Origin of the sequence: Mesorhizobium sp. M1050 (assembly GCF_040318715.1) — a bacterium.
Taxonomy (GTDB): Bacteria; Pseudomonadota; Alphaproteobacteria; order Rhizobiales; family Rhizobiaceae; genus Mesorhizobium.
The window spans coordinates 70,076-90,137 of the sequence record NZ_JAMYMV010000008.1; the positions used below are offsets into that span (position 1 = coordinate 70,076).

Annotated in this window: 21 protein-coding genes and 1 riboswitch; of the genes, 11 read left to right on the forward strand and 10 right to left on the reverse strand. The window is 63.2% G+C overall.

Going from position 1 to position 20,062, the window contains the following annotated elements:
* Window positions 1-23: 23 nt before the first annotated feature.
* The 5 genes from NKH57_RS07210 to NKH57_RS07230 all read right to left on the reverse strand — a co-directional run bounded on the left by NKH57_RS07210 (window position 24) and on the right by NKH57_RS07230 (window position 6,521).
* The gene (locus NKH57_RS07210) at window positions 24-2,168 is read right to left on the reverse strand and encodes a beta-galactosidase (protein WP_352942984.1); all 2,145 of its coding nucleotides are present in this window, start codon (window positions 2,166-2,168) and stop codon (window positions 24-26) included.
* 25 nt (window positions 2,169-2,193) lie between these two features.
* On the reverse strand, window positions 2,194-3,333 hold the full coding sequence (locus NKH57_RS07215) for an ABC transporter ATP-binding protein (RefSeq protein ID WP_352942987.1): 1,140 nt from the start codon (window positions 3,331-3,333) through the stop codon (window positions 2,194-2,196).
* Window positions 3,334-3,397: 64 nt separating this feature from the next.
* Window positions 3,398-4,249 (reverse strand): carbohydrate ABC transporter permease, encoded by an 852-nt coding sequence (locus NKH57_RS07220; RefSeq protein WP_352828527.1) that lies wholly within the window; start codon window positions 4,247-4,249, stop codon window positions 3,398-3,400.
* Window positions 4,249-5,133 (reverse strand): carbohydrate ABC transporter permease, encoded by an 885-nt coding sequence (locus NKH57_RS07225; protein WP_352942989.1) that lies wholly within the window; start codon window positions 5,131-5,133, stop codon window positions 4,249-4,251. The genes NKH57_RS07220 and NKH57_RS07225 overlap by 1 nt, the downstream gene beginning before the upstream one ends.
* Window positions 5,134-5,249: 116 nt before the next feature.
* The gene (locus NKH57_RS07230) at window positions 5,250-6,521 is read right to left on the reverse strand and encodes an ABC transporter substrate-binding protein (protein ID WP_352942992.1); all 1,272 of its coding nucleotides are present in this window, start codon (window positions 6,519-6,521) and stop codon (window positions 5,250-5,252) included.
* Between the two features lie 114 nt (window positions 6,522-6,635).
* On the opposite strand from NKH57_RS07230, the gene NKH57_RS07235 reads away from it, so the two are divergent.
* Complete coding sequence (locus NKH57_RS07235) at window positions 6,636-7,811, forward strand: ROK family protein (protein ID WP_352942994.1); 1,176 nt, start codon at window positions 6,636-6,638, stop codon at window positions 7,809-7,811.
* 38 nt (window positions 7,812-7,849) lie between these two features.
* On the opposite strand, the gene NKH57_RS07240 is transcribed toward NKH57_RS07235, so the two are convergent.
* Both NKH57_RS07240 and NKH57_RS07245 read right to left on the reverse strand, forming a co-directional pair.
* Entirely contained in the window at window positions 7,850-8,326 is a 477-nt protein-coding gene (locus NKH57_RS07240) for a methyltransferase family protein (protein WP_352828518.1), read from the reverse strand.
* Window positions 8,323-9,321 carry a heparan-alpha-glucosaminide N-acetyltransferase gene (locus NKH57_RS07245; RefSeq protein ID WP_352828517.1) on the reverse strand — a complete coding sequence of 333 codons (999 nt, stop codon included), beginning with the start codon at window positions 9,319-9,321 and terminating at the stop codon, window positions 8,323-8,325. Before NKH57_RS07245 ends, NKH57_RS07240 begins: the two co-directional genes overlap by 4 nt.
* A gap of 224 nt (window positions 9,322-9,545) precedes the next feature.
* Between NKH57_RS07245 and NKH57_RS07250 the strand changes: the two genes are divergently transcribed.
* The 5 genes from NKH57_RS07250 to cobO all read left to right on the forward strand — a co-directional run bounded on the left by NKH57_RS07250 (window position 9,546) and on the right by cobO (window position 13,252).
* Window positions 9,546-10,745 carry an MFS transporter gene (locus NKH57_RS07250; protein ID WP_352942998.1) on the forward strand — a complete coding sequence of 400 codons (1,200 nt, stop codon included), beginning with the start codon at window positions 9,546-9,548 and terminating at the stop codon, window positions 10,743-10,745.
* Window positions 10,746-10,870: 125 nt separating this feature from the next.
* A riboswitch (cobalamin riboswitch) is annotated at window positions 10,871-11,067 on the forward strand.
* Window positions 11,068-11,103: 36 nt separating this feature from the next.
* Entirely contained in the window at window positions 11,104-11,283 is a 180-nt protein-coding gene (locus NKH57_RS07255) for a CbtB domain-containing protein (RefSeq protein ID WP_023757164.1), read from the forward strand.
* A 15-nt stretch (window positions 11,284-11,298) separates the two neighbouring features.
* Window positions 11,299-12,066, forward strand: a complete 768-nt coding sequence (locus NKH57_RS07260) for a CbtA family protein (protein ID WP_352943001.1) — start codon at window positions 11,299-11,301, stop codon at window positions 12,064-12,066.
* A gap of 138 nt (window positions 12,067-12,204) precedes the next feature.
* A complete protein-coding gene (locus NKH57_RS07265; protein WP_502907267.1) occupies window positions 12,205-12,636 on the forward strand; it encodes a bifunctional adenosylcobinamide kinase/adenosylcobinamide-phosphate guanylyltransferase in 432 nt (143 codons plus the stop codon).
* Window position 12,637: 1 nt separating this feature from the next.
* Entirely contained in the window at window positions 12,638-13,252 is a 615-nt protein-coding gene (gene cobO / locus NKH57_RS07270; RefSeq protein WP_023757166.1) for a cob(I)yrinic acid a,c-diamide adenosyltransferase, read from the forward strand.
* A 40-nt stretch (window positions 13,253-13,292) separates the two neighbouring features.
* Here cobO and cbiB read toward each other — a convergent pair whose 3' ends face one another.
* On the reverse strand, window positions 13,293-14,261 hold the full coding sequence (cbiB, locus tag NKH57_RS07275) for an adenosylcobinamide-phosphate synthase CbiB (protein WP_352943005.1): 969 nt from the start codon (window positions 14,259-14,261) through the stop codon (window positions 13,293-13,295).
* Between cbiB and cobD the strand changes: the two genes are divergently transcribed.
* Entirely contained in the window at window positions 14,260-15,306 is a 1,047-nt protein-coding gene (cobD, locus tag NKH57_RS07280; protein WP_352943008.1) for a threonine-phosphate decarboxylase CobD, read from the forward strand. The two genes, cbiB and cobD, sit on opposite strands and share 2 nt — an antisense overlap.
* Window positions 15,303-15,812 carry a tyrosine phosphatase family protein gene (locus NKH57_RS07285; protein WP_023757789.1) on the forward strand — a complete coding sequence of 170 codons (510 nt, stop codon included), beginning with the start codon at window positions 15,303-15,305 and terminating at the stop codon, window positions 15,810-15,812. The genes cobD and NKH57_RS07285 overlap by 4 nt, the downstream gene beginning before the upstream one ends.
* Here NKH57_RS07285 and NKH57_RS07290 read toward each other — a convergent pair whose 3' ends face one another.
* The gene (locus NKH57_RS07290; protein WP_352728444.1) at window positions 15,813-16,616 is read right to left on the reverse strand and encodes a creatininase family protein; all 804 of its coding nucleotides are present in this window, start codon (window positions 16,614-16,616) and stop codon (window positions 15,813-15,815) included.
* Window positions 16,617-16,671: 55 nt separating this feature from the next.
* Window positions 16,672-17,055, reverse strand: a complete 384-nt coding sequence (locus tag NKH57_RS07295; RefSeq protein ID WP_023757787.1) for a RidA family protein — start codon at window positions 17,053-17,055, stop codon at window positions 16,672-16,674.
* A gap of 266 nt (window positions 17,056-17,321) precedes the next feature.
* On the opposite strand from NKH57_RS07295, the gene NKH57_RS07300 reads away from it, so the two are divergent.
* From NKH57_RS07300 to NKH57_RS07310, 3 genes are read left to right on the forward strand one after another with little or no spacing between them, the layout of a single operon-like run.
* Window positions 17,322-18,326, forward strand: coding sequence for an ABC transporter substrate-binding protein (locus NKH57_RS07300; protein WP_352602863.1), 1,005 nt, complete (start codon window positions 17,322-17,324; stop codon window positions 18,324-18,326).
* 11 nt (window positions 18,327-18,337) lie between these two features.
* Window positions 18,338-19,165, forward strand: a complete 828-nt coding sequence (locus tag NKH57_RS07305; protein WP_352943012.1) for an ABC transporter ATP-binding protein — start codon at window positions 18,338-18,340, stop codon at window positions 19,163-19,165.
* Window positions 19,152-20,003, forward strand: coding sequence for an ABC transporter permease (locus NKH57_RS07310; protein WP_023757784.1), 852 nt, complete (start codon window positions 19,152-19,154; stop codon window positions 20,001-20,003). Before NKH57_RS07305 ends, NKH57_RS07310 begins: the two co-directional genes overlap by 14 nt.
* Window positions 20,004-20,062: the final 59 nt, after the last annotated feature.

Here is a 20,062-nt window from a genome sequence, read left to right on the forward strand (position 1 = left end):
CGTTCCGGCAAGTCTGCGTCTTCTCATAGGGCCAGCGAAACAACCGCGCAGCCATAGGCTTCGAGTTCAATCGCGCCGCCGACCGGGCGGCCGGTCAAGAGATCGACGCCCAGCGGTACGTTCGGGACGGTGATGGAAGTATCCCTGGTATTCAAAACGAACATCAGTTGACGGTCGTCGGTTTCCCGTATGGACACCTCCACCCCGGCCGGCAGTTCCGGCAGCAAGGACACCACGCCGACCTTGGCCAGCACGACATCGGCGATTGCTTCGGCAAGCTCGGGCGTCAGATAGGTGCCGACATAGACGACGCGACCCTGGCCGAGTTGGCGAGAGGTGATCGCCGGCTGTCCGGCGCAAAAACGGTTCGACCACGTGCCCAGCACCTCGGCATCCGACTCGACGTCGAGCAGCTCGTAGAGGTGGGCTGCCTCGAACTGCCTGTTGCCCAAGGTGAAGCGATATTTGCGCTCCGCCGACGAAGACGGCAGTGGTGACGGAGGCACGTAGGCGCCCATCGCGGCCTGCCGGAACAAGGGGAACAGCCCAGTGCCGCCCTCCGGAACCAGGCGGCCGAATTCGGTGACCCTGACGCCGCTCAACGCCGAAAGCTCGCGCCCGGGTGCTTGCTCGCGAACAATGTGGTTGTTCTCGTCTCGGGTGCCGGTCAACGCCGACAGGATCAGCGTGCCGCCGTTGCGGACGAACGTCTCGACCGGGGCATTCCATTCCTGCCTCCACATCACCCAATGCGGAACATAGAGCGCCTTGAGCCGTGACAGATCGTCCTCAGGGTGGATGAAGCCGCAGGCAATGCCATTCTGGTAGCAGTAGCGATGCAACAGCGTGGCGTCTTCAAGCGGGCTCGGTAATCCCATAGGATAGGTCTTGTGCGCCTCCTGGTTGTCGAAATCGGCACCGGCAATGCCGAGGTCCATGCGCACCACGGTGCCGAGGATCTGGTCCTTGATGGCGGCGATCTCATGGAAGAAACGGCTTGCCTCGTCGTAGCGGCGACGCGGCACATCGTCGTGATCGATGACCCCCATCCAGTAGATCTCGGCACCGAAGTGGGCTGGGCGCCAGCGGAAGAACATGATGCCGTCGGCGCCGCGCGCCACGGACGTCATAGCCATGCGGCGCATCTCTCCCGGCTCCGGCGTCATTGTCGAAAAACCCGGCTGGCTGCCGAAACCGGAAGCCTGCTCCGGCACGATGTAATTGCCGGTGTATGCGCGGCAGATGTCGAGATGCAGTGCTTGGGTGGCCGCATGTCCACCGGTGCGCCTCATCTCGTCGTACAGCATCGGATAGATATCGAAGCCGATGAAATCGAGGTCTTGGCCGAACTGGCCGCGGAAATCGATGTCGGCGAGCTGGCCAAGATTGTGGAAGATGAACCAGTCCGGATTGGTGGCACGCAGGATCTCGACCTGGTCGTGCTGGAAAGCCGCCGTCGCCGCGGCCAGGAACCGGTGGTAGTCCTGCACATGCCCAGGGCTCGGATAGGACGGCATCAGCGGGCGCGGCAGGTCGATCTGCGAGAAATCGTCGTAAGCGGTCGCCCAGAAATGGCCGCCCCAGGCGAAATTCAGCGCGCCGATCGCACCGTATTTGTGCTGGAGGAATTTCTGGAATTCCAGCCGTGTCGCCGGCGCGAACGATTCTGAAACGGTCGTATTGAGCTCGTTGTCGGTCTGCCAGCCAATGATGCGGGGATTGTCCCTGTAGTGTTCGGCCATGGCGCGCGTGATGCGCCGGCTATGGGCGCGGAACACCGGGCTGGTGGTGTCGGCATGTTGGCGCGATCCGTGGCTTGCGGGGCGGCCGCTCACATCGACACGCAGCACCTCCGGATAGTTGGCGGTGAGCCAGCGCGGCGGCGTGGCCGTAGGCGTACACATGATGGTGTCGATCCCTGCGTTCGCGAGAACCTCGATCGCGCGGTCGAACAGGCCGAAGTCGACCTTGCCTTCGTAGGGTTCGAAGATGTGCCAGGCGAACTCGCCCATCCGGACCGTGTTGACGCCGGCTGCAGCCATACGTTCGGCATCGCGCCGCCAGCTGCTTTCGTCGACATGTTCGGGATAATGCGGCGCTCCCAGCAGGAAGCGGTCGAGGTTGAGTGGTCGCCATACCGAAAGCGGGGCGGGCTTGTTGCGCTGCATACAAGGATACTCTTGGATTCGGGGGTCAGGTTGCGGGGACGGGTTTTCGCGGCGTCAGCGTGCGGCCATCGGGTCCGAAGAGATAGGCATCGGCGACATCGAAGCCAGCGGTGAGCTGGGCCCCGACGCTGATCGGAGACACCTTGTTGAGCTGGACCGTGAAATTGCCTGTGCCGCTGTCCGAATTGGTCGCCTGAAGAGGAGAGGCGTCGAGGTAGAGAACCATTTCCCGGCCCAGATGTTCGACCAATCGTACCTGGCTTGGGAACGATGCCTGGCGTGCGTTCGCCGCCTCGACCAGGTGCAGATTTTCGGGCCGGATCCCGACGGTCACCGCGTCGCCTGCCGAAAGGCCGTCGATGCCGCCAAAGGCAAGCGCCGGCATTCCGGCCGCCGTCAGCGTGATCCCGCCCGCACCGACGGTTTCCACCCGCGCTTCGATGAAGTTCATGCGCGGCGCGCCGAGAAAGCCGGCGACGAAGATATTCGCCGGATTGGCGTAGAGTTCGAGAGGAGAGCCGACCTGCTCGACCCGCCCTTTATTCAGCACCACGATCCGGTCCGCCATGGTCATGGCCTCGATCTGATCGTGGGTGACATAGACCATGGTCGATCCGAGCTGGGCGTGAAGGCTGGAAAGCTCGACCCGCATCTGGGTGCGCAGTGCCGCATCGAGGTTCGACAGCGGTTCGTCGAACAGGAACACTTCAGGCGAGCGGGTGATGGCGCGGCCGATGGCGACGCGCTGGCGCTGCCCGCCCGACAATTGCTTCGGGCGCTTGTCCAACTGCTCCTCGAGGCGAAGTATCTGCGCGGCGCGCTTGACGGCGGCGTCGATCTCCGCCTTCGGGCGTTTCGCCATCCGCAAGCCGAAGCCCATGTTCTCGGCCACGGTCATGTGCGGATAGAGTGCATAGGACTGGAAGACCATGGCGATGCCGCGATCGCCGGGCTCTTCCCTGGTGACGTCGCGCCCGTTGATCACGACCTGGCCGGAGTTGATGGTCTCAAGCCCAGCGATCGTCTTCAGCAATGTCGATTTTCCGCAACCGGACGGTCCGACCATGACGACGAACTCGCCCTTTTCGATCCTCAGGTCGACTGCCTTCAAGGCATGATAGCCGGCATAGTGCTTGTCGACCTTGCGCAGTTCCACGCTGCTCATCGCGCGCCGCCCTTCTGTGTTGGCCGGCGTCCGTACGGTGCGGCCTGAATTCCTCGAACAAAAATCATCCCTTGACCGCCCCCATGGTGAGGCCGCTGATGAAGTGCTTCTGCATCAGGAAGAACATGACCACGGGCGGCAGGGCGACGAAGATCGTTGCCGCCGAGACGATGTTCCAGGCGGACGTCCATTCGCCGCGCAGATTGTTCAGCCCGGCCGTGACGGGTTTGACGGCGTCGCTCTGGGTGAGCACGATCGCCCAGAAATAATCATTCCAGATGAAGGTGAAGGTGAGGATGGCAAGCGCCGCCAGCGCCGGCCGTACCAGAGGTACCACCACATGGCGCAGCACCTGGAAGGGCGATGCGCCCTCGGCGCGCGCGGCCTGGAACAATTCGCCCGGCAGTGCCGCGATGAAGTTGCGCATGAACAGCGTCGCAAAGCCGGTCTGGAAGGCGATGTGGAATACGATCAGCGCGTAGACCGTGTCGTAGAGGCCGAGCCTGACCATGAGGTCACGCACCGGGATCATCATGACCTGGGCCGGCAGGAAATTGCCGCCGACGAACAGCGCGAAAATGAGATTTGAGCCGCGGAACGGATAGCGCGACAACACGAAGCCGGTCAACGTCGACAGGATCAGCACGCCGATCACCGAGGGGATGGTGATCAGCAGGCTGTTGAGGAAGAAGCGCAGCATCGCGGTCTGCTCGAAGACCGCCGTGTAATTCTCGACCAGGCTGAACTTCTGTGGCCAGCCCCAGTAATTGCCTGCCATCAATTCCTCATTGGAGCGGATCGAGGTCAGCATGACGGCAATCAGCGGCAGCAGCCACAGCGCGACGACCAGCGTCACGCCGCCGACGTAGAGCGCACGCTTGATCTTGGCGTCTTCGGGGATCGGGCGCGGATACATCAGGCATTGCTCCGTTCGGCCTTGATAAGGCCGTGCAGGTACCAGGCGATGAAGGCGCTCATGATCACGAAGAGCACCGTGGCGATCGCCGCGCCATAGCCGAAGCGATAGGAAAAGATCGATTCCTCGTACATCTGGTAGGCGAGCACAGTCGACGAGCCGTAGGGACCGCCGGTGGTCATGACGGCGACCATGTCGAAGGAGCGCAGCGCGCCGATCACCGTCACCGCGATGGCGATGAAGCCGACTTGCGACAACTGCGGCAGGACTACGTGGTGAAGCATGCGCCAGCCGCGTGCTCCGTCGACGCGTCCGGCGCCGATCAGATCCTCATCGAGGTTATTCAGCCCCGCCAGGAACAGAACCATGCAGAAGGCGATCTGCGGCCAGAGAGCCGCCGCGGCGACAGCGAAAGTGGCGAAATTCTCGTCGGAAAGCAGCGCCGGCGCGGTGGCACCGAACAGGCCGAAGATCAATTGCAGCAAGCCGAAGGTGGGATCATAGACCCAGCCGAAAACGACACCCACGGTCACCGTAGCCAGCACCAGAGGGACAAAGAACAGCGACTTCAGAATGCGCATGCCGCGGATCTGCTGGTTGACGATCAGCGCCAGCGCGAGACCGATCGGCGGCGCCAGCATGAAGATCAGCAACCAGATGACGTTGTTCTTCAGCGAGACGTAGAATTGCGGGTCCTCGGCCAACTCGGCATAGTTGGCGAGGCCGACCCAGGTCTTGGCGCCGATACCGTCCCATTCGTGCAGCGAAATCCAGACCGTCTCGACGGAGGCGGCAAGGATAACCAGGCTGAACAGGATAAGACCCGGCAGAAGGAACAATGCCGGCGTCAACCAATGACGATGTCTGCGCCAGAAGCGGGGCATGGGAATTCATCCAAAAGGAGACGGGGCCGCCAGGATAAGCGGCGCCCGTCAAGTCCGGGAGGACTAAGCCGTGTTCAATTTGTCCCAAAACCGCTACGCGCTTTTGAGCGACAGCATCAGCTGAATATTCTCTTGCGGGTCTTTTCCAGCCGTTCGAGGATCTGGTCGCGCCGTTCGGGTTTGACCATGAATTCCTGAAGCCCGGTCATGCCCTCCTGGGCCATGTCCGGATCGGTGTCGCGATCGTAGTATTGCGACGTGCCGACCACTTTCTTCAGCTCTTCCACGGCGGCGTTGACCAGCGGATCGTTGCTGGGCGGGCAATCGTTGCGCGGCGGGATCGCTCCCTCGGCGGCGAGGAAGGCTCCGAGATTCTCCGGTTTGTAGAAATAGGCGAGGAAGTCGCGCGCGCCTTGCTTGTTCTTGGCGTTGGCCGGAACATGAACGGAGTTGACCGAAAAATCCTCATATCTGGCGACACCGGGGATGATTTCGGGAAACGGCGCGTAGGCGAGCTGCGGGAGGTCTGCCTCCGGGAAGGCGGACCTGACGAAACCACCAAGGTCCATCATGGCGGCTTTCTTCTGCGCCAGGGCAGCGCCGGCTTGCTCCCAGCCGAAGGAACTGTGGTTCGGCGAGAAGAACCCGGCCTTGATCAGCTCGTTCCATTTGTCGAAGACGGGCGTAAGCATCGGATCGGTGTACTGGACTTTCCCGTCCATCAGGGCGATGTGCTTGTCGAGGCCGTTGATGCGCAGGTTCATGTGGTCGAACCAGCCGCCTGCGGGCCAAAGCTCCTTGGTGCCCATGCTCATCGGGATCATGCTTGCAGATTTCGCGGCCTCGCCAAAGGCGAGAAAATCGGTCCACGTCTTCGGCGGGGTCCAATTGTGTTGGGCAAAAACATCCTTGCGGTAGAACAGACCCCAAAGCAGGCCGCCCATCGGCAGGCCATACTGCTTGTCGCCGACCGTGACTGCATTTGTCGTGGCGCCGAGCACGCTCTTGTAGTTCTCGCGGGCGAACAGATCGGAGATGTCGTCGAACAGGCCTTTGGTGACAAAGGCCTTCATGCGGTTGCCGGAGAACCAGAAGCAGATGTCGGGGGCGCCGACGACCAAATAGCTGCGGATCGCCGTCTTGTGCGCCTCGTGGTCCATGTTGTTGATGGTGATCTTGGCGCCGGATTTCGCCTCGTATTCGGCTGCCAGCCTGTTCAGGATGTCGCGTTGCCCGGCGTTGCTGAGATTGGAAATGATGTTGATTTCCTGCGCCTGCGCCAGGGCCGGCAAGCAGAGGCTCCCGGTGGCAGATGCAGCGAGAGCCGCGCCCGTGCCCTTCAGGAATCGGCGTCTTGTCGTGGATAGCATCGTAGCGGTGATGGTCATGGCTTTTATCTCCTCCCTGAGAACAGCCGGATTCCAATTGAACCACGGCGAGTCGTAGCGTATGCAGATGGAGCCGGTCAATACTTAATTTACAAAATTAACAATGAGGCGAAGATGAAACTGAAAGGCGACCAGCAGACGTCGCGCTCGATCAATCGCCGGCTGATTCTCAACCTGCTGCGAAGGGAAGGGGCGATCAGTCGTGCCGAGATTGCCGCGATCACCGGACTAAGCCCGGCGGCGGTGACGTTCGTCGTCACCGACCTGTTGCACGAGAACATTCTGATGGAGGGAGAGGCCAGCATCGGCGCGCCGGGGCGGCGGCCAATCCCGATCAACATCAATTATGCCGGCCGCCTTGTTGTCGGGTTCAAGCTGATGGTCGGTGCGATCGATTGCGTGCTGACTGACCTGGCCACGACACCGCTTGTCTCCAAACGCGTCGCTGTGCCCGATCAGTCGCCGCGAAGCACGGTAGAAGCCTGCGCCGCCGCTGTCAGCCAGTTGCTTGCCGATCGGGCCGCGCCAACCGGGGCGCAGCTCAGCGGCATCGGCATCGCCGTGCCCGGGGTCATCGACCATGGCGTCTGCCGGCTCAGTCATCGGTTCAATTGGACCGACGTGCCGATAGCGGCCATGCTGGCCGATCTCGTCAATGTGCCCGTGTGGGCCGACGACGATACCAACGCTTTCGCGCTGGCGCAGCAATTGTTCGGTCTCGGCCGGCATCACCGCACTGTCGGCGCGCTGGCCATCGGCGCCGGCATCAGTTGCGCGGTGGTGATCGATGGTTCGGTCCATCACGGCGCGAACGGGGCCGCGGGCAAGATCGGGCACTCCATCTACGATCCAAACGGGCCGCAATGCGAGTGTGGCCGCCGCGGATGCCTTCAGACGTTCTTCTCCGAACCAGCATTGGTTAAGCGGTGGCGTGAGACGAAGGGCCTCTCAGCCGACGTTGACCGCTACGACATGGTCAGAGCGGCCAAGACCGGTGACGAGGTGGCCGTGAATTTGCTGCGCGAAGCAGGCGAAGGCATCGGAAGGTTTCTGGGCAGCTTCTGCAACATCATCGATCCGGAGGTGATTGTCGGCGGCGGCGAAGCGGTGAGCTTCGGCGACTACCTCTTCGAGCCCATGCGCGACGCGCTACGGCGTTACGCAATGTGGACTCCACCGCCGATCACGCCGGACTGGGCAGACGATTCATGGGCGCGGGGCGCCGCCGCGCTCGCTACCCAGCGGCTGTTTGATTTCGAAAGCAGGCCTGGAGAAGTCGCGGCCGTATAGGCAATATCTCGAACTCGGACGCCCGCGGTGAGGCTTGCTCAAATCCAGCGCCGCACGCGTTTGGCGTAGTCGCGGTATTTCTTGCCGAACTTCGCCGCCAGAACCTTTTCCTCGCTCTCGATCGCCATCTTCTGCGTGGCGAAGGCCGCGATGAGCGCCATCGGCAGGAACCAGACTATCCCTGAGACAAAGGCGACGCCGATCAACAGCAGTGTGTTGGCCAGATAGATCGGATTGCGGGTGATGCCGAAGGGACCCGACGTGACGAGGTGGTCAGGCACCGCGTTCGGGTTGAGCGTTGTCTTGGCCCGGATCATGGTGCGGATCGCGGTGAACCAGAGTGCTGCGACGCCGAACAGCGCCACCCAGCCGGCGGCGAACAGAATATCGCCCAAGAGGTCGCCGATCCAGGGCAGGGGATAGAGCAGGCCCAGCGCGATGCTGATGGCGATGGCGGCGGTGTAGATCAGCGGCGGCCACGGGATGAGCCCCGGCTTCGGCTGGTTCTCGGTCATTTGACCCCTTCCTCCATCAACTTGCTGTCGGTGTTGGCGGTACACATGCCGGCAAGGTCGGACAAGTGTGATTTCCATTCCGCAGTCTGATCGTTGTTGTAGAGCCGATCAAGCGTCGCCTCGCCCTCGAGCGTATCGAGCATGCAGACACAGTAGCTGGAACAGAACTCGGTGTCGCGCGACTGCTCGCAGGACAGCTGGCAGGTTTTGAGGAAATTCACCTGCGGGGTTTCGACCTGCGCCGGCATGATCTGCGAGAACAGCCAAACGCAGCCGATCAGCAATGGCTGGTGGATCAGGTAGAAGGCCAGGCTGTGCCGGCCGATGAAGACCAGCGGGTTGGCCCAGCGCCCGGCCTTGAGGTTCGCCAGCCACGTCAAGATACCCGCGCCCGCGGCAAGCCTGGTGGAGCCTATACCCAGAAGCACGGCGCCGAACCATGGGAACAGTGGAACGTAGTCGTTGGAACGCGGATTGACCGCCGACAGGCCGACCCACCACAGCCATGGATGGTCGAAGGCCTCGAAGCGCAAATAGACCGGCGCCGCGATGACCAGCGCGGCAACCACCATGGTCAGTAAAGCCGGCAGGCGAAGAAACAGCAGGCCGAGCAGGCTGGCCAGCGCGATCTCGTGCAATATGCCGAAGAAGATGAAGCCGTCCGGGGTGGCGATGCGGGTGACGATCGAAATCGCGATCGCGGCTCCCGCGACCATGGCGAAACGCTTCCAGAAGCCGTTCCAGCGGATTTTCTTGCCATGGGCGAGGTACAGGCTGACGCCGACCAGGAACAGGAAGGTCGAGGCGATGCAGCGCGCGTAGATCTTCCACCAGCCGAAGGCGGTCAGGCCGGGATCGGTGTAGCCGAAGAATTCCAGATCCCAGGTGAAATGGTAGCTCGCCATGGCGATCAGCGCGATGCCGCGCACGATGTCGATGGCGACGATGCGCCTTGGTCGATCCTGAACGGGTGCGGTCGGCGTTTGGATGCTCATGGTCTCGCATTCTGATTCAGCCCCGCAAAACGACTATCACGGTTGCACCGAACAAAAGAAGGCCGGGAATTTTGCCGAGGACGCCGGATCAGGCGCCGCTTTAGGCCAGTGCCGGGAAGCCTTTGGCCGACTTCGTTTTTTGCCGGGTACGCGTCGGTTTCCTCTTATTGGCGCCGGCATCGCCACGGCAGATTTGGTCCGATAGATTCTGCTTTGGGGAAGCAATGTCCACCCATGTGCGCCATCCGATCTGGCTTCCGGCCCTAAAGGCCGCGGACGCGCGCACCTTCGCCTCGCTCTATGCGGTCGAATCCTTCGCCCGCGCCACGGTGTCGAGCGTCATCCCGATCCAGGCCTATGAGATCCTGCACAACGAGCAGATCGTCTCGATCCTCTACACCGTCGTGGCGATGCTCGGCCTGTCGGTGACGCTCTTCATGCCAATGCTGATCCGCCGCTTTGCCCGGCGCTGGGTCTACACCGCTGGCGCCTGCCTGCTTGCCATCGGCTCGCTGTTCTTCGTCACCCATACGCTTGCCGGGCAACTGGCCGGCATGCTGTGCCGCGTGATGGGCGCCAGCGCGCTGTCGATCACGCTCAACCTCTACATCATGGACCATATCCGCAAGACCGATTTCATGCAGGCCGAATCGCTGCGCATGGCGTGGTCGATGTTGGCGTGGACCGGCGGGCCGACGCTCGGCATCTTCCTCTACACGCACTTCGGCATCTATGCCGCGCATGGCGCCGTGGCGATCTTCGCCCTGGCCTTGCTGGCGCTGTTCTGGACTTACCGGCTCGGCGACAACCCGTCGATTCGCCCAGGCCAGACGCGCCCGGTCAATCCGCTCGCCAATATCGGCCGCTTCGTCGCGCAGCCCAGGCTCAGACTGGCCTGGCTGATCGCTTTCGGCCGCTCCTGCTTCTGGACGACTTTCTTCGTCTATGGGCCGCTGTTCATGGTCATCACCGGCGAAGGCAAGCTGGCCGGCGGGCTGCTGGTTTCGGCCGGCAACGCGCTGCTGTTCATGGCCATCTTCTGGGGCAAGGCGGGAAAGCGTTTTGGCGGCCGCAGGACGATGACATTTGCCTATTTCGCCATGTCGGCCATGCTGCTGGCGGCAGGCTTCGTCGGCGAGACCGTGCCGCTGCTCACCGGCGCCTTCCTGCTTGGCGGCGCCTTCTTCACCATCGCGCTCGACGCACTCGGCTCGACCGCCTTCATGCGCTCGGTGCGCTCCTATGAAAGATCGCAGATGGCGGCGGTCTACCGGACCTATCTCGACTTTTCCGAACTGACGCCGCCGCTGGTCTATTCGGTGGTGCTGGCGTTTTTCGGCCTAGGCTCGGTGTTCGTCACGCTGGGCCTGCTGGCTGCGGTCTGCGGCTTCGTGACGTGGCGCTATCTGCCGAAATCGCTTTGATCTTCAGGGCTTTGGTGGAAGTGCCGCATGCCAAGGTGCCTGCGGCAGCGGAGGCCCTCACTGGCACGACGCATTCGCGATGGTTGCCGCCGGAATTTGGTTTGCTGGAGGCGACGATTCTGCCTATAGTCGGCAATGTCGTCGGTTCCATTTTGGAGCCAAGAGGGAATGCGGTGAGGGCGAGTTTCGCCCAATGCCGTGGCTGCCCCCGCAACTGTGTGCGGTAGTCCTCTCCATATGCCACTGAAGATTTCTTCTTCGGGAAGGTGGGGAAGGGCGCTGATCCGCGAGCCAGGAGACCTGCCGGCGACAGGAAACTGACTTCGATGCCCTCGGGTGGAGGGCGAAAGGACAAGACATGACTACTGCTTCCGTCTCCCTCGGCGCCTCCGTCTCCTCGCAGTCGCGCTTCATGCAGCTCGCGCTTGCTGCGCTGCTCGGCGTTTTCGTGATGGGCTTTGTCGGCTTCTCGCATATCGATGCGGTCCACAATGCGGCTCACGACTATCGCCACTCGATGGCGTTTCCCTGCCACTGACGAGGATCTGACATCATGAACCTGTTTCGCAACGTCGTGTTCATTGCGGCGATCGCAGGGCTCGTGGCCGGTGTCGTTCTCGCCTGCATGCAGGCCTACGCCACCGTGCCGCTGATCCTGAAGGCGGAAGTCTACGAACAGGCCGGCGGCGGGCATCACCATGACCATGCCGTTCCGGCCCCAACGGATAGCAATGCCATGAGCACAGCCGCTCCGGCAGCGGAAGCCGCCCCGGCCGCCGAAGACGAGGGTTGGGCGCCGGCAGACGGTTTCGAACGTTTCGCCTTCAGCGTGCTTGCCAACATCGTCACCGGCATCGGCTTCGCCTTGATCCTGGTCGCGGTTTCCGAATTCGCCGGCGGCATCGGTGGCTGGCGCCAGGGCGTCTTCTGGGGGCTGGCCGGCTTTGCCGTGTTCACGCTGGCGCCGGGCCTAGGCCTGCCGCCGGAACTGCCGGCCATGCCAGCGGCCGATCTGACCGAGCGCCAGATCTGGTGGTGGGCGACCGTAGCGATGACCGCGGCCGGGCTCGGCCTGATCGCCTTCCGCAAGTCGCTGCCGCTGGCGATCCTGGCTGTGGCCTTGATCGTCGCTCCGCACATCGTCGGCGCGCCGCAGCCCGGCAGTTACGAGACGGCGATCCCCGAAGGCCTGCACCACCAGTTCGTGGTGGCGGTGACAGTGACCAATCTGGTGTTCTGGCTGGTGCTCGGCGCGGTCGTCGGCGTGGTCCGCAGCCGCTTCACCGGCACCGCGACCAGCCTGCGCGACAGCTTTGCCTGACAGCAAGGCACTGACCTTCATCATCGGCGGTGGGGGGGCGGGGGGCGCCGGGCCCCCACCCCCCCCCCCCCCCCCCCCTGCCGCCCGCCCGCGCCCCCCCCCCCCCCCCCCCCCCACGCCGAAACCCTGGCGACGGCCTTGCCCTCGCCATGGGCCTATATCGCCACGGCGCAAGCCTATGATGACGAGATGAGTGAGCGCATCGCTTTGCACCGGTCGCGGCGCGGCGAAGGCTGGACGACCATCGACGCACCGCTCGATCTTGCCGGCGCGCTCGCGGCGTTGCCCGACAACCAGCCGGTGCTTGTCGACTGCCTGACATTGTGGCTGACCAATCATATGTTGGCCGAACATGATCTCGAGCTGGAATGCCGGCGACTGGCGGAGGTGCTGTCGCGGCCGCGCGGGCCCTGGTTCGTGGTGTCCAATGAAGTCGGGCAAGGCATCGTGCCTGACAACGCACTGGCGCGCCGGTTTCGGGATGCCGGCGGCCGGCTCAACCAGCAGATCGCTGCCGTCGCCGACACAGTGCTGCTGATGGTGGCGGGACTTCCGCTGAAGGTGAAATGACATGACCGACGTCGACAATAAGGACGAAGAACGCCACCGCGCCAAGATGGCCAAGCGCAAGGCGGTGCAGGATGCCGAGGTGGCGAGCAAGACGGTCGAGAAGGGGCTGCTGATCGTCAACACCGGGCCGGGCAAGGGTAAGACGACGGCCGCCTTCGGTCTCGCGCTGCGGATGCTCGGCTACGGCAAGCGCGTCGGCGTCGTCCAGTTCATCAAGGGCAAATGGCATACCGGCGAGAAAGACGCCTTCGCCGCCTTCGGCGACCGCGTCATCTGGCACGCGATGGGCGAGGGGTTCACCTGGGAAACGCAGGATCTGAAGCGTGACATCGCCGCGGCCGAAGCGGCGTGGGCCAAGGTGCTCGAGCTGATGGCCGACCCGTCGATCAGCCTGCTGGTGCTCGACGAGTTGAACATCGCGCTGCGCTACGACTATCTTGATCTCGACAAGGTGGTTGCGGCGCTGAAAGCCCGGCGCGAGGGCCTGCACGTCGTCGTCACCGGCCGCAACGCCAAGCCGGCGCTGATCGAGGCTGCTGACCTCGTCACCGAGATGGGCGTGACCAAGCACCATTTTTCCGCGGGCGTTAAGGCGCAGCAGGGCATCGAGTTTTGAACGTCTCTTACCCTCCTCACAAGGGGGAGGGTGAAATGGGTCACGCCACAATGACGATGATCGAAATCACTCCAAACAGCGCAATCAGCAGATAGTCGGCGACGCGATAGAGTTTCAGCGCCTGCCTTATATCGGCGCTGTCGGCTTCGCGGCGGCCGCCTCCGCCCATGAAGACGTCGTCGACCAGGACGCCGCCGTAGCTGCGCGGCCCGGCGAGTGCCAGGCCGAGCGCGCCAGCCATCGCCGCTTCCGGCCAGCCGGCATTCGGCGAGCGGTGCTTCTTCGCGTCGCGCCACACCGCGTGCCAGGCATTGCGCGGGTCGGCGTCCCTGACCAGGAAAGCCGCCAGCACGATCAGCAGCGCCGTCAGCCGTGACGCCGGCAAATTGATCCAATCGTCGAAGCGTGCCGCCGCCCAGCCGAACGCCTCATGGCGCGGGGTACGGTGACCGATCATCGAATCGGCGGTATTGGCGGCCTTGTAGGCGGCGCCGCCGGCGAGGCCGCCTACACCGGTCCAGAAGGCGGGAGCGACGATGCCATCGGAAAAATTCTCGGCCAGGCTCTCGATCGCCGCGCGGCTGATACCGGCCCTGTCCAGCGTCTCGGGATCGCGGCCAACGATGCGCGAGACGGCCACGCGGCCCAGAGCGAGGCCGCCAGTGTCGAGCGCGTCCGCCACCGCCTCGACATGTTCGTAAAGGCTTTTCTGCGACAGGAGCGAGGTTGCCAGAAGGGCCGTGATGATGAGTCCCATGGGAACGAACCAGAGCAGGATCTGCATGCCGAGGCCGATCAGCGCCGGCACGAGCACGATGACCAGCAGCGCCTGGACACCGCGCTTGCGACGCAGTGCGTCGGGATCAGCAGCGTGGTTGAGCCTGCGGTCGAGAAAGGATATCAGCCTGCCGAACCATGTCACGGGATGGCCGATGGCGCGAAACAGCCAGTCGGGATAGCCGAGGGCGAATTCGACGGCCAATGACAGGAAAGCGATCAGAACTGACATGAAGCTTCTTGAAGGAGCGGTGGACCATGGTGGAAGTCTTGGCCGGGCGAGGGCGCTGTTCCCTCACGCTTCGCGGCCTTTCGTCGACCTCTCGACCGGTATCAATCCGCACTCCTACCCGCTTTTCGACCTGCCCGCCACCTCGCTGTCGCGATTGCCGGAGGCCGCGCGCACGCGTGACCTGTTAGAGATCGCGGCCAGCACCTACGGCGCGCCGTCGCCAGCCAACCTCGCGGCGGCACCGGGCACGCAGATCCTATTGCCGCGCGTTGCATCGCTGATCGCGCCCGGCAAGGCTTTGGTGCTGGGGCCGACCTATGCCGAACATGCCCGCGCTGCGGCGATCGCCGGACACCGAGTGTTGGAGGTCAACGATTTCGAAGCGCTGGCAGACGCCGACCTTGCCATTGTCGTCAATCCGAACAATCCGGATGGACGCATCGTCGAGCGGGACCGTTTGCTGGCGCTGGCCGCCCGACTGCGCGCCAAGGGCGGGCTGCTGGTCGTCGACGAGGCGTTCATGGATGTCGGCCCGCGTGAACATAGCCTTGCCGGCGATGTCGAGAGTGGCGGCATCGTCGTCCTGCGCTCGTTCGGCAAGTTCTTCGGTCTTGCCGGGCTGCGGCTCGGGTTCGCACTGTGCGATGTAGCGACGGTCGAACGGCTGGAAACGCAATTCGGGCCATGGGCTGTCGCCGGCCCGGCGCTTGAATACGGCATCCGCGCGCTTGCCGACATTGACTGGCAGGACGCGATGCGGGCATCCCTTGCGGAAGCATCGGCGCGGCTCGATACGCTGTTCAGCCGCTTCGGCATTCTCGTCGCGGGCGGCACGACCTTGTTTCGCTATCTCCGCCTGGCCGATGCCGATGGCCTGTTTGCAGCCCTTGGCGAGCGCGGCATCCTGCTTCGGCATTTTGCCGACCGGCCACATGTCCTGCGCGCCGGCCTGCCGGGGAGCGAGGAGGAATGGCAGCGGCTTGAATCCGCTCTTGCCGAATGGACGGCGCGGCGCGAGGATCGATCAAAGGGTTCGAAGCAATGATCTATGTCTGCTCGTTGGCAAAGATCGAGGAAACGGTGGCAAGGACCGGTGCCGAGCGCATGCTGTCGCTGCTTGCCGCTGGAACGGAGGTGGTACGTCCCGCCTCGATAGCGAGTGAAAACCATCTGCACCTGGTCATGCATGACATTGCGGTGGCGCAGGACGGCATGACCATGCCGGGCGAGGATCATGTCCGCAACCTGCTCGATTTCGCGCGCCGGTGGGACCGGGCAAGGCCGATGGTCGTGCATTGCTATGCCGGCATCAGCCGCTCGACCGCCTCGGCCTATATCATCGCTGCAGCACTGGCGCCGAAACGCGACGAGGCCGAACTGGCTCAAACGCTGCGAGCGCTGTCACCATCGGCGACACCCAATCCGCGACTGATTGCGGTGGCCGACACGCTGCTCGATCGCAACGGCCGCATGGTCGAGGCGATCGAGGCGATCGGGCGCGGTGCCGACGCTTTCGAAGGCACGCCTTTCGCGCTCAAGATTGACGGCTAGCTATTTCAGCCAGTCGACGAGCTTGGCCTTGCGCACATCCCGCAGCAGGCTGATGAAACCATCAGCCTGATATTCTGCCGTCAGCCGGCCTTTTTCCGATGTGGCGATGCTGGCGTCGCCGACCACGCCATTCGGGTTGAGATCGCTAGCGATCCAGGCAAAGGCGTGGGTGCCGGTGTGGCGCAGCAGCGAGAATTCCTTTTCGGCCTTGGCGACGTTAGAAACGAAATTGTCGGCCTTGCCCATGTCGACAAGGTCCGGCCGGAAATGCAGCATCAGCGAGGTCTCGACATCGCCGCCATGGATGCCGTGACGGTCCTCGAGCTCGGTGTACATGCCGGTCGGGCGGCCAAAACGCTGCCAGCTGGTCTTCACCGCCAGCATCTTTTCGCGCACGCGCAGTTCGCGCGTGACGATGCCCATGATCTCCTCGTTGCCACCGTGCGAATTGACGACGACCAGTTTTCGCACGCCGGCGCGCGCGATCGACAGGCCTAGCTCGGTCCAAGCTTCGATCAGCGTGGTTGCCGGCAAGGTGAGGGTGCCCGGCGCGTGCAAATGCTCGTTCGACTTGCCCACTGCCTGGACCGGCAGGATGCGGATGTCGAGATCATCGGGCAGGCGCGAAATGACCGTGTCCAGCATGCCATTCATGATCGAGGTGTCGGTCGAAACAGGCAGGTGCGGCCCATGCTGCTCGATCGCCGCCAGCGGCAGCACGGCGATCGTAGCCTCCGGATCGATCGAGGCGTATTCGGTGGTCCGGTAATCGCCCCACCAGACGCGTTTCTTCGCAACCGTCATGTCATGCCTCTTCGATCAACGAGCCAGACCTAGCGCGGGAAGGGCGGCCTGTCGATCACCCAGCCGCGATCGCCTCGACCTCGACCTTGAATTCGGGCCGCGCGAATCCGGAGACGATCATCAGCGTCGATGCCGGGGCGGGGCTGGAGAACAGGCGGTCGCGGACGTCCATGTAAGGCCGCAGATGCGCGCGGTCGGTAACATAGGCGTTGATGCGCACGATATCCCCGAGGGCCAGCCCGGCCTCGCCGAGCACCGCGGCGATGTTGCGGAAACAGAGCTCGGCTTGTGCCCCCGCGTCTTCCGGGATCTCGTCGTCCGCCGTAATGGCAACCTGGCCCGAGCACAGTACCAGCCGCTTGCCGGCCGGCACTTCGACGCCATGGCTGTAGCGGGCAAAGGGCGGCTTGATCGACTTCGGGGTGAGGAATTTGAACATGGCAATCTCCTGGATGCCGCCAGCCTAAGGCCTGACCCGTCACGCCTTCAAGATGGCGGTGCATGTTGCCGGTGCGATTGTGGACAGGCGTTCAAAAAATAGGCACGATGCCTCTAGTGCAGCACGACCTTGTCCGGCTTTCGCAGATGGCTGTGGTGCAAGCGGGCGGTCCCGGCGCAAGGCGCTGGTGGCATATGTCTTGCTTCTTGAATCTTTGGTGTCGAGCCTGGCGCGTGGCGCGCCGGTGCAAACAGAGGGTGGTGTCGATGTACGGAAAACAGAAGATTTCGGCGGCGGTGGTGGCGCTGCTTGCAGCCGGCACGCTGAGTGCCGCTGCGAATGAGAAAGTCACCTTCGGCACCAACTGGTTGGCCGAGCCGGAACATGGCGGATATTACCAGTCCGTGGCCGATGGCACCTACGCTGCCTGCGGCCTCGATGTCACCATCATGCAGGGCGGCCCGCAGGTCAGCGGTCGGCCGATGCTGCTTGCCGGCAAGATCGATTTCTACATGGGCGGCAATCTCCTGTCGGCTTTCGATGCCGTCCAGCAAGGTATTCCGATGCGCGTGGTGGCGGCGGACTTCCAGAAGGATCCGCAGGTCATCATGTCCCACCCCGGCGAAGGGCTCGACAAGTGGGAAGACCTGAAGAACGCCGACCAATATATATTGGGCGACGAGGGCGTGCAGACCTTCTTCCAATGGATGGTCATCGAACTCGGTTTCGACGCCTCCAAGCGCGCGCCCTACACCTACAACACCGCTCCTTTCCTCGCCGACAAGAAGTCGATCCAGCAGGGCTACGTCACCTCCGAGCCGTTCGCGGTAAAGAAGGAAGGCGGCTTCGTGCCGAACCAGTTCCTGCTGGCCGACTATGGCTGGGACACCTACGCGACGACGATCGAGGTGATGCAGGACACGATCGACAAGAAGCCGGAGGTGGTCCAGTGCTTCGTCGATGGCTCGGCCAAGGGCTGGTACAAATATCTCTACGGCGACAACAAGGCCGCCAACGACCTGATCAAGAAGGATAATCCCGACATGAACGACGAGCAGATCGCGTTCTCGATCGATCAGATGAAGAAGTTCGGCCTGGCCGATTCCGGCGACACGGAAAAGCTCGGAATCGGCGCAATGACCGACGCGCGGGTCCAGAGCTTCTACGACAAGATGGTCAAGGCCAAGGTCACGCCAGCCGGCATCGACATCAAGAAGGCCTACACGCTGACCTTCGTCAACAAGGGCGTCGGGCTCGAGCTGAAGAAGTAGGCCGTCCCGGCATGATGCAGGAAAAAGTGGCGCCAGCGCCGTCTGCGTCGGGCACGTCCTCGACGCTTCTGGCGCTGCGTGGCGTCGGCAAGGTTTTTTCCAACGGTGTGACGGCGCTGAGCGATGTCGACCTGACGATCCGGGAAGGCGATTTCCTCAGCCTGCTCGGACCGTCGGGTTGCGGCAAGTCGACAGCGCTGCGGCTGATCGCCGGCCTGTCGACGCCGACCTCCGGCGTGCTCGACTGGCGCGGCGGCGGCTCGCTTGACCGCTCGAACATCGGCTTCGTCTTCCAGGAGCCGACGCTTTTGCCCTGGGCAAATGTCTTTGACAATGTCTGGCTGCCGCTTCGGCTGAAAGGCATTTCGCGCGCCAAGGCGACACCGGCGATAACGGAAATGCTGGCGCGGGTGCATCTGACCGGTTTCGAAGACGCGGTGCCGCGCGAACTGTCCGGCGGCATGAAGATGCGCGTCTCGATTGCGCGGGCTATGGTGACCAAGCCGCGCGTGCTTTTGATGGACGAGCCGTTCGCGGCACTCGACGAGATCACCCGCTTCAAGCTCAACAATGATCTGCTGGAGCTGTGGCAAGACGAACGCTTCACCGTCGTGTTCGTCACCCACAGCGTCTTCGAAAGCGTCTTTCTCTCCAACCGCGTCGTCATCATGGCGGCGCGGCCGGGCAGGGTGTTCGACGAGCTCGCTATCGAGGCTTCCTATCCTCGCGACGAGGCGTTTCGCACCTCGCCCGACTATGCGGCACTGTGCCGCCAGGCCTCCGATGTGCTGGTCAAGGCCATCAACTCAACAGCAGGCACACACCATGACGGCCATTGACGAGCGGGTGCTCGAACTCGACCCCGAGGAAGCGCGCCGGGTGCGCCAGGAACGCTTCGAGCGGATCGGCCGCTGGGTGCTGCCGCTGGCGATCATGATCCTGGCGATCTGGCTGTGGGACCGCATCTGCGTGTGGAACGAGATTCCGCAGTACATCCTGCCGCGCCCCGGCGTGGTTCTGTGGACGCTCTACAACGATGCCGGCCTGCTGTTTTCCTCCCTGCTGGTCACCTTGCGCATCACCTTCCTCAGCCTGGCTCTGGCCGTCATCGGCGGGGTCGGGCTAGCGGTGCTGTTCGCGCAATCGAAATGGGTCGAGATGTCGTTCTTCCCCTTCGCGATCGTGCTGCAGGTGACGCCGATCGTGGCGATCTTTCCGCTGATCAACATCTATGTGAACGACCAGACGACCAAGCTTCTGCTGTGCGCCTGGATCGTCGCCTTCTTTCCCATACTGTCCAACACCACGCTTGGCCTCAACTCCGTCGACCGCAATCTGCGCGACATGTTCAAGCTCAACGGTGCGACGCGCTGGCAGCAGTTGCGCTATCTCAGGCTGCCGGCGGCGATGCCTTATTTTCTCGGCGGGTTGAAGATCGCCGGCGGCCTGTCGCTGATCGGCGCCGTCGTGGCCGAATTCGTCGCCGGCACCACCGGCCAGTCGTCGGGGCTTGCCTCGCGTATCATCGAGGCTGGCTATCGGCTCAACGCGCCGCGGCTGTTCGCGGCGCTGTTTTTGATTTCGCTCACCGGCATCCTGATCTTCCTAGTGCTGTCGCTGATTTCGCATCTCATTTTGCGGCGCTGGCACGAAAGCGCACTGAAGCAGGAGCGCTAGGATGACTATAATGTTGGCGCGAAATACCCCCCTCTGTCCTGCCGGACATCTCCCCCTCA

Excerpts from the sequence above, each read along its gene's own strand:
- NKH57_RS07210 (WP_352942984.1), bottom strand. The coding sequence starts at position 2,168 with ATGCAGCGCAACAAGCCCGCCCCGCTTTCGGTATGGCGACCACTCAAC.
- NKH57_RS07215 (WP_352942987.1), bottom strand. The coding sequence starts at position 3,333 with ATGAGCAGCGTGGAACTGCGCAAGGTCGACAAGCACTATGCCGGCTAT.
- NKH57_RS07220 (WP_352828527.1), bottom strand. The coding sequence starts at position 4,249 with ATGTATCCGCGCCCGATCCCCGAAGACGCCAAGATCAAGCGTGCGCTC.
- NKH57_RS07225 (WP_352942989.1), bottom strand. The coding sequence starts at position 5,133 with ATGCCCCGCTTCTGGCGCAGACATCGTCATTGGTTGACGCCGGCATTG.
- NKH57_RS07230 (WP_352942992.1), bottom strand. The coding sequence starts at position 6,521 with ATGACCATCACCGCTACGATGCTATCCACGACAAGACGCCGATTCCTG.
- NKH57_RS07235 (WP_352942994.1), top strand. The coding sequence starts at position 6,636 with ATGAAACTGAAAGGCGACCAGCAGACGTCGCGCTCGATCAATCGCCGG.
- NKH57_RS07240 (WP_352828518.1), bottom strand. The coding sequence starts at position 8,326 with ATGACCGAGAACCAGCCGAAGCCGGGGCTCATCCCGTGGCCGCCGCTG.
- NKH57_RS07245 (WP_352828517.1), bottom strand. The coding sequence starts at position 9,321 with ATGAGCATCCAAACGCCGACCGCACCCGTTCAGGATCGACCAAGGCGC.
- NKH57_RS07250 (WP_352942998.1), top strand. The coding sequence starts at position 9,546 with ATGTCCACCCATGTGCGCCATCCGATCTGGCTTCCGGCCCTAAAGGCC.
- NKH57_RS07255 (WP_023757164.1), top strand. The coding sequence starts at position 11,104 with ATGACTACTGCTTCCGTCTCCCTCGGCGCCTCCGTCTCCTCGCAGTCG.
- NKH57_RS07260 (WP_352943001.1), top strand. The coding sequence starts at position 11,299 with ATGAACCTGTTTCGCAACGTCGTGTTCATTGCGGCGATCGCAGGGCTC.
- cobO (WP_023757166.1), top strand. The coding sequence starts at position 12,638 with ATGACCGACGTCGACAATAAGGACGAAGAACGCCACCGCGCCAAGATG.
- cobD (WP_352943008.1), top strand. The coding sequence starts at position 14,260 with ATGAAGCTTCTTGAAGGAGCGGTGGACCATGGTGGAAGTCTTGGCCGG.
- cbiB (WP_352943005.1), bottom strand. The coding sequence starts at position 14,261 with ATGTCAGTTCTGATCGCTTTCCTGTCATTGGCCGTCGAATTCGCCCTC.
- NKH57_RS07285 (WP_023757789.1), top strand. The coding sequence starts at position 15,303 with ATGATCTATGTCTGCTCGTTGGCAAAGATCGAGGAAACGGTGGCAAGG.
- NKH57_RS07290 (WP_352728444.1), bottom strand. The coding sequence starts at position 16,616 with ATGACGGTTGCGAAGAAACGCGTCTGGTGGGGCGATTACCGGACCACC.
- NKH57_RS07295 (WP_023757787.1), bottom strand. The coding sequence starts at position 17,055 with ATGTTCAAATTCCTCACCCCGAAGTCGATCAAGCCGCCCTTTGCCCGC.
- NKH57_RS07300 (WP_352602863.1), top strand. The coding sequence starts at position 17,322 with ATGTACGGAAAACAGAAGATTTCGGCGGCGGTGGTGGCGCTGCTTGCA.
- NKH57_RS07305 (WP_352943012.1), top strand. The coding sequence starts at position 18,338 with ATGATGCAGGAAAAAGTGGCGCCAGCGCCGTCTGCGTCGGGCACGTCC.
- NKH57_RS07310 (WP_023757784.1), top strand. The coding sequence starts at position 19,152 with ATGACGGCCATTGACGAGCGGGTGCTCGAACTCGACCCCGAGGAAGCG.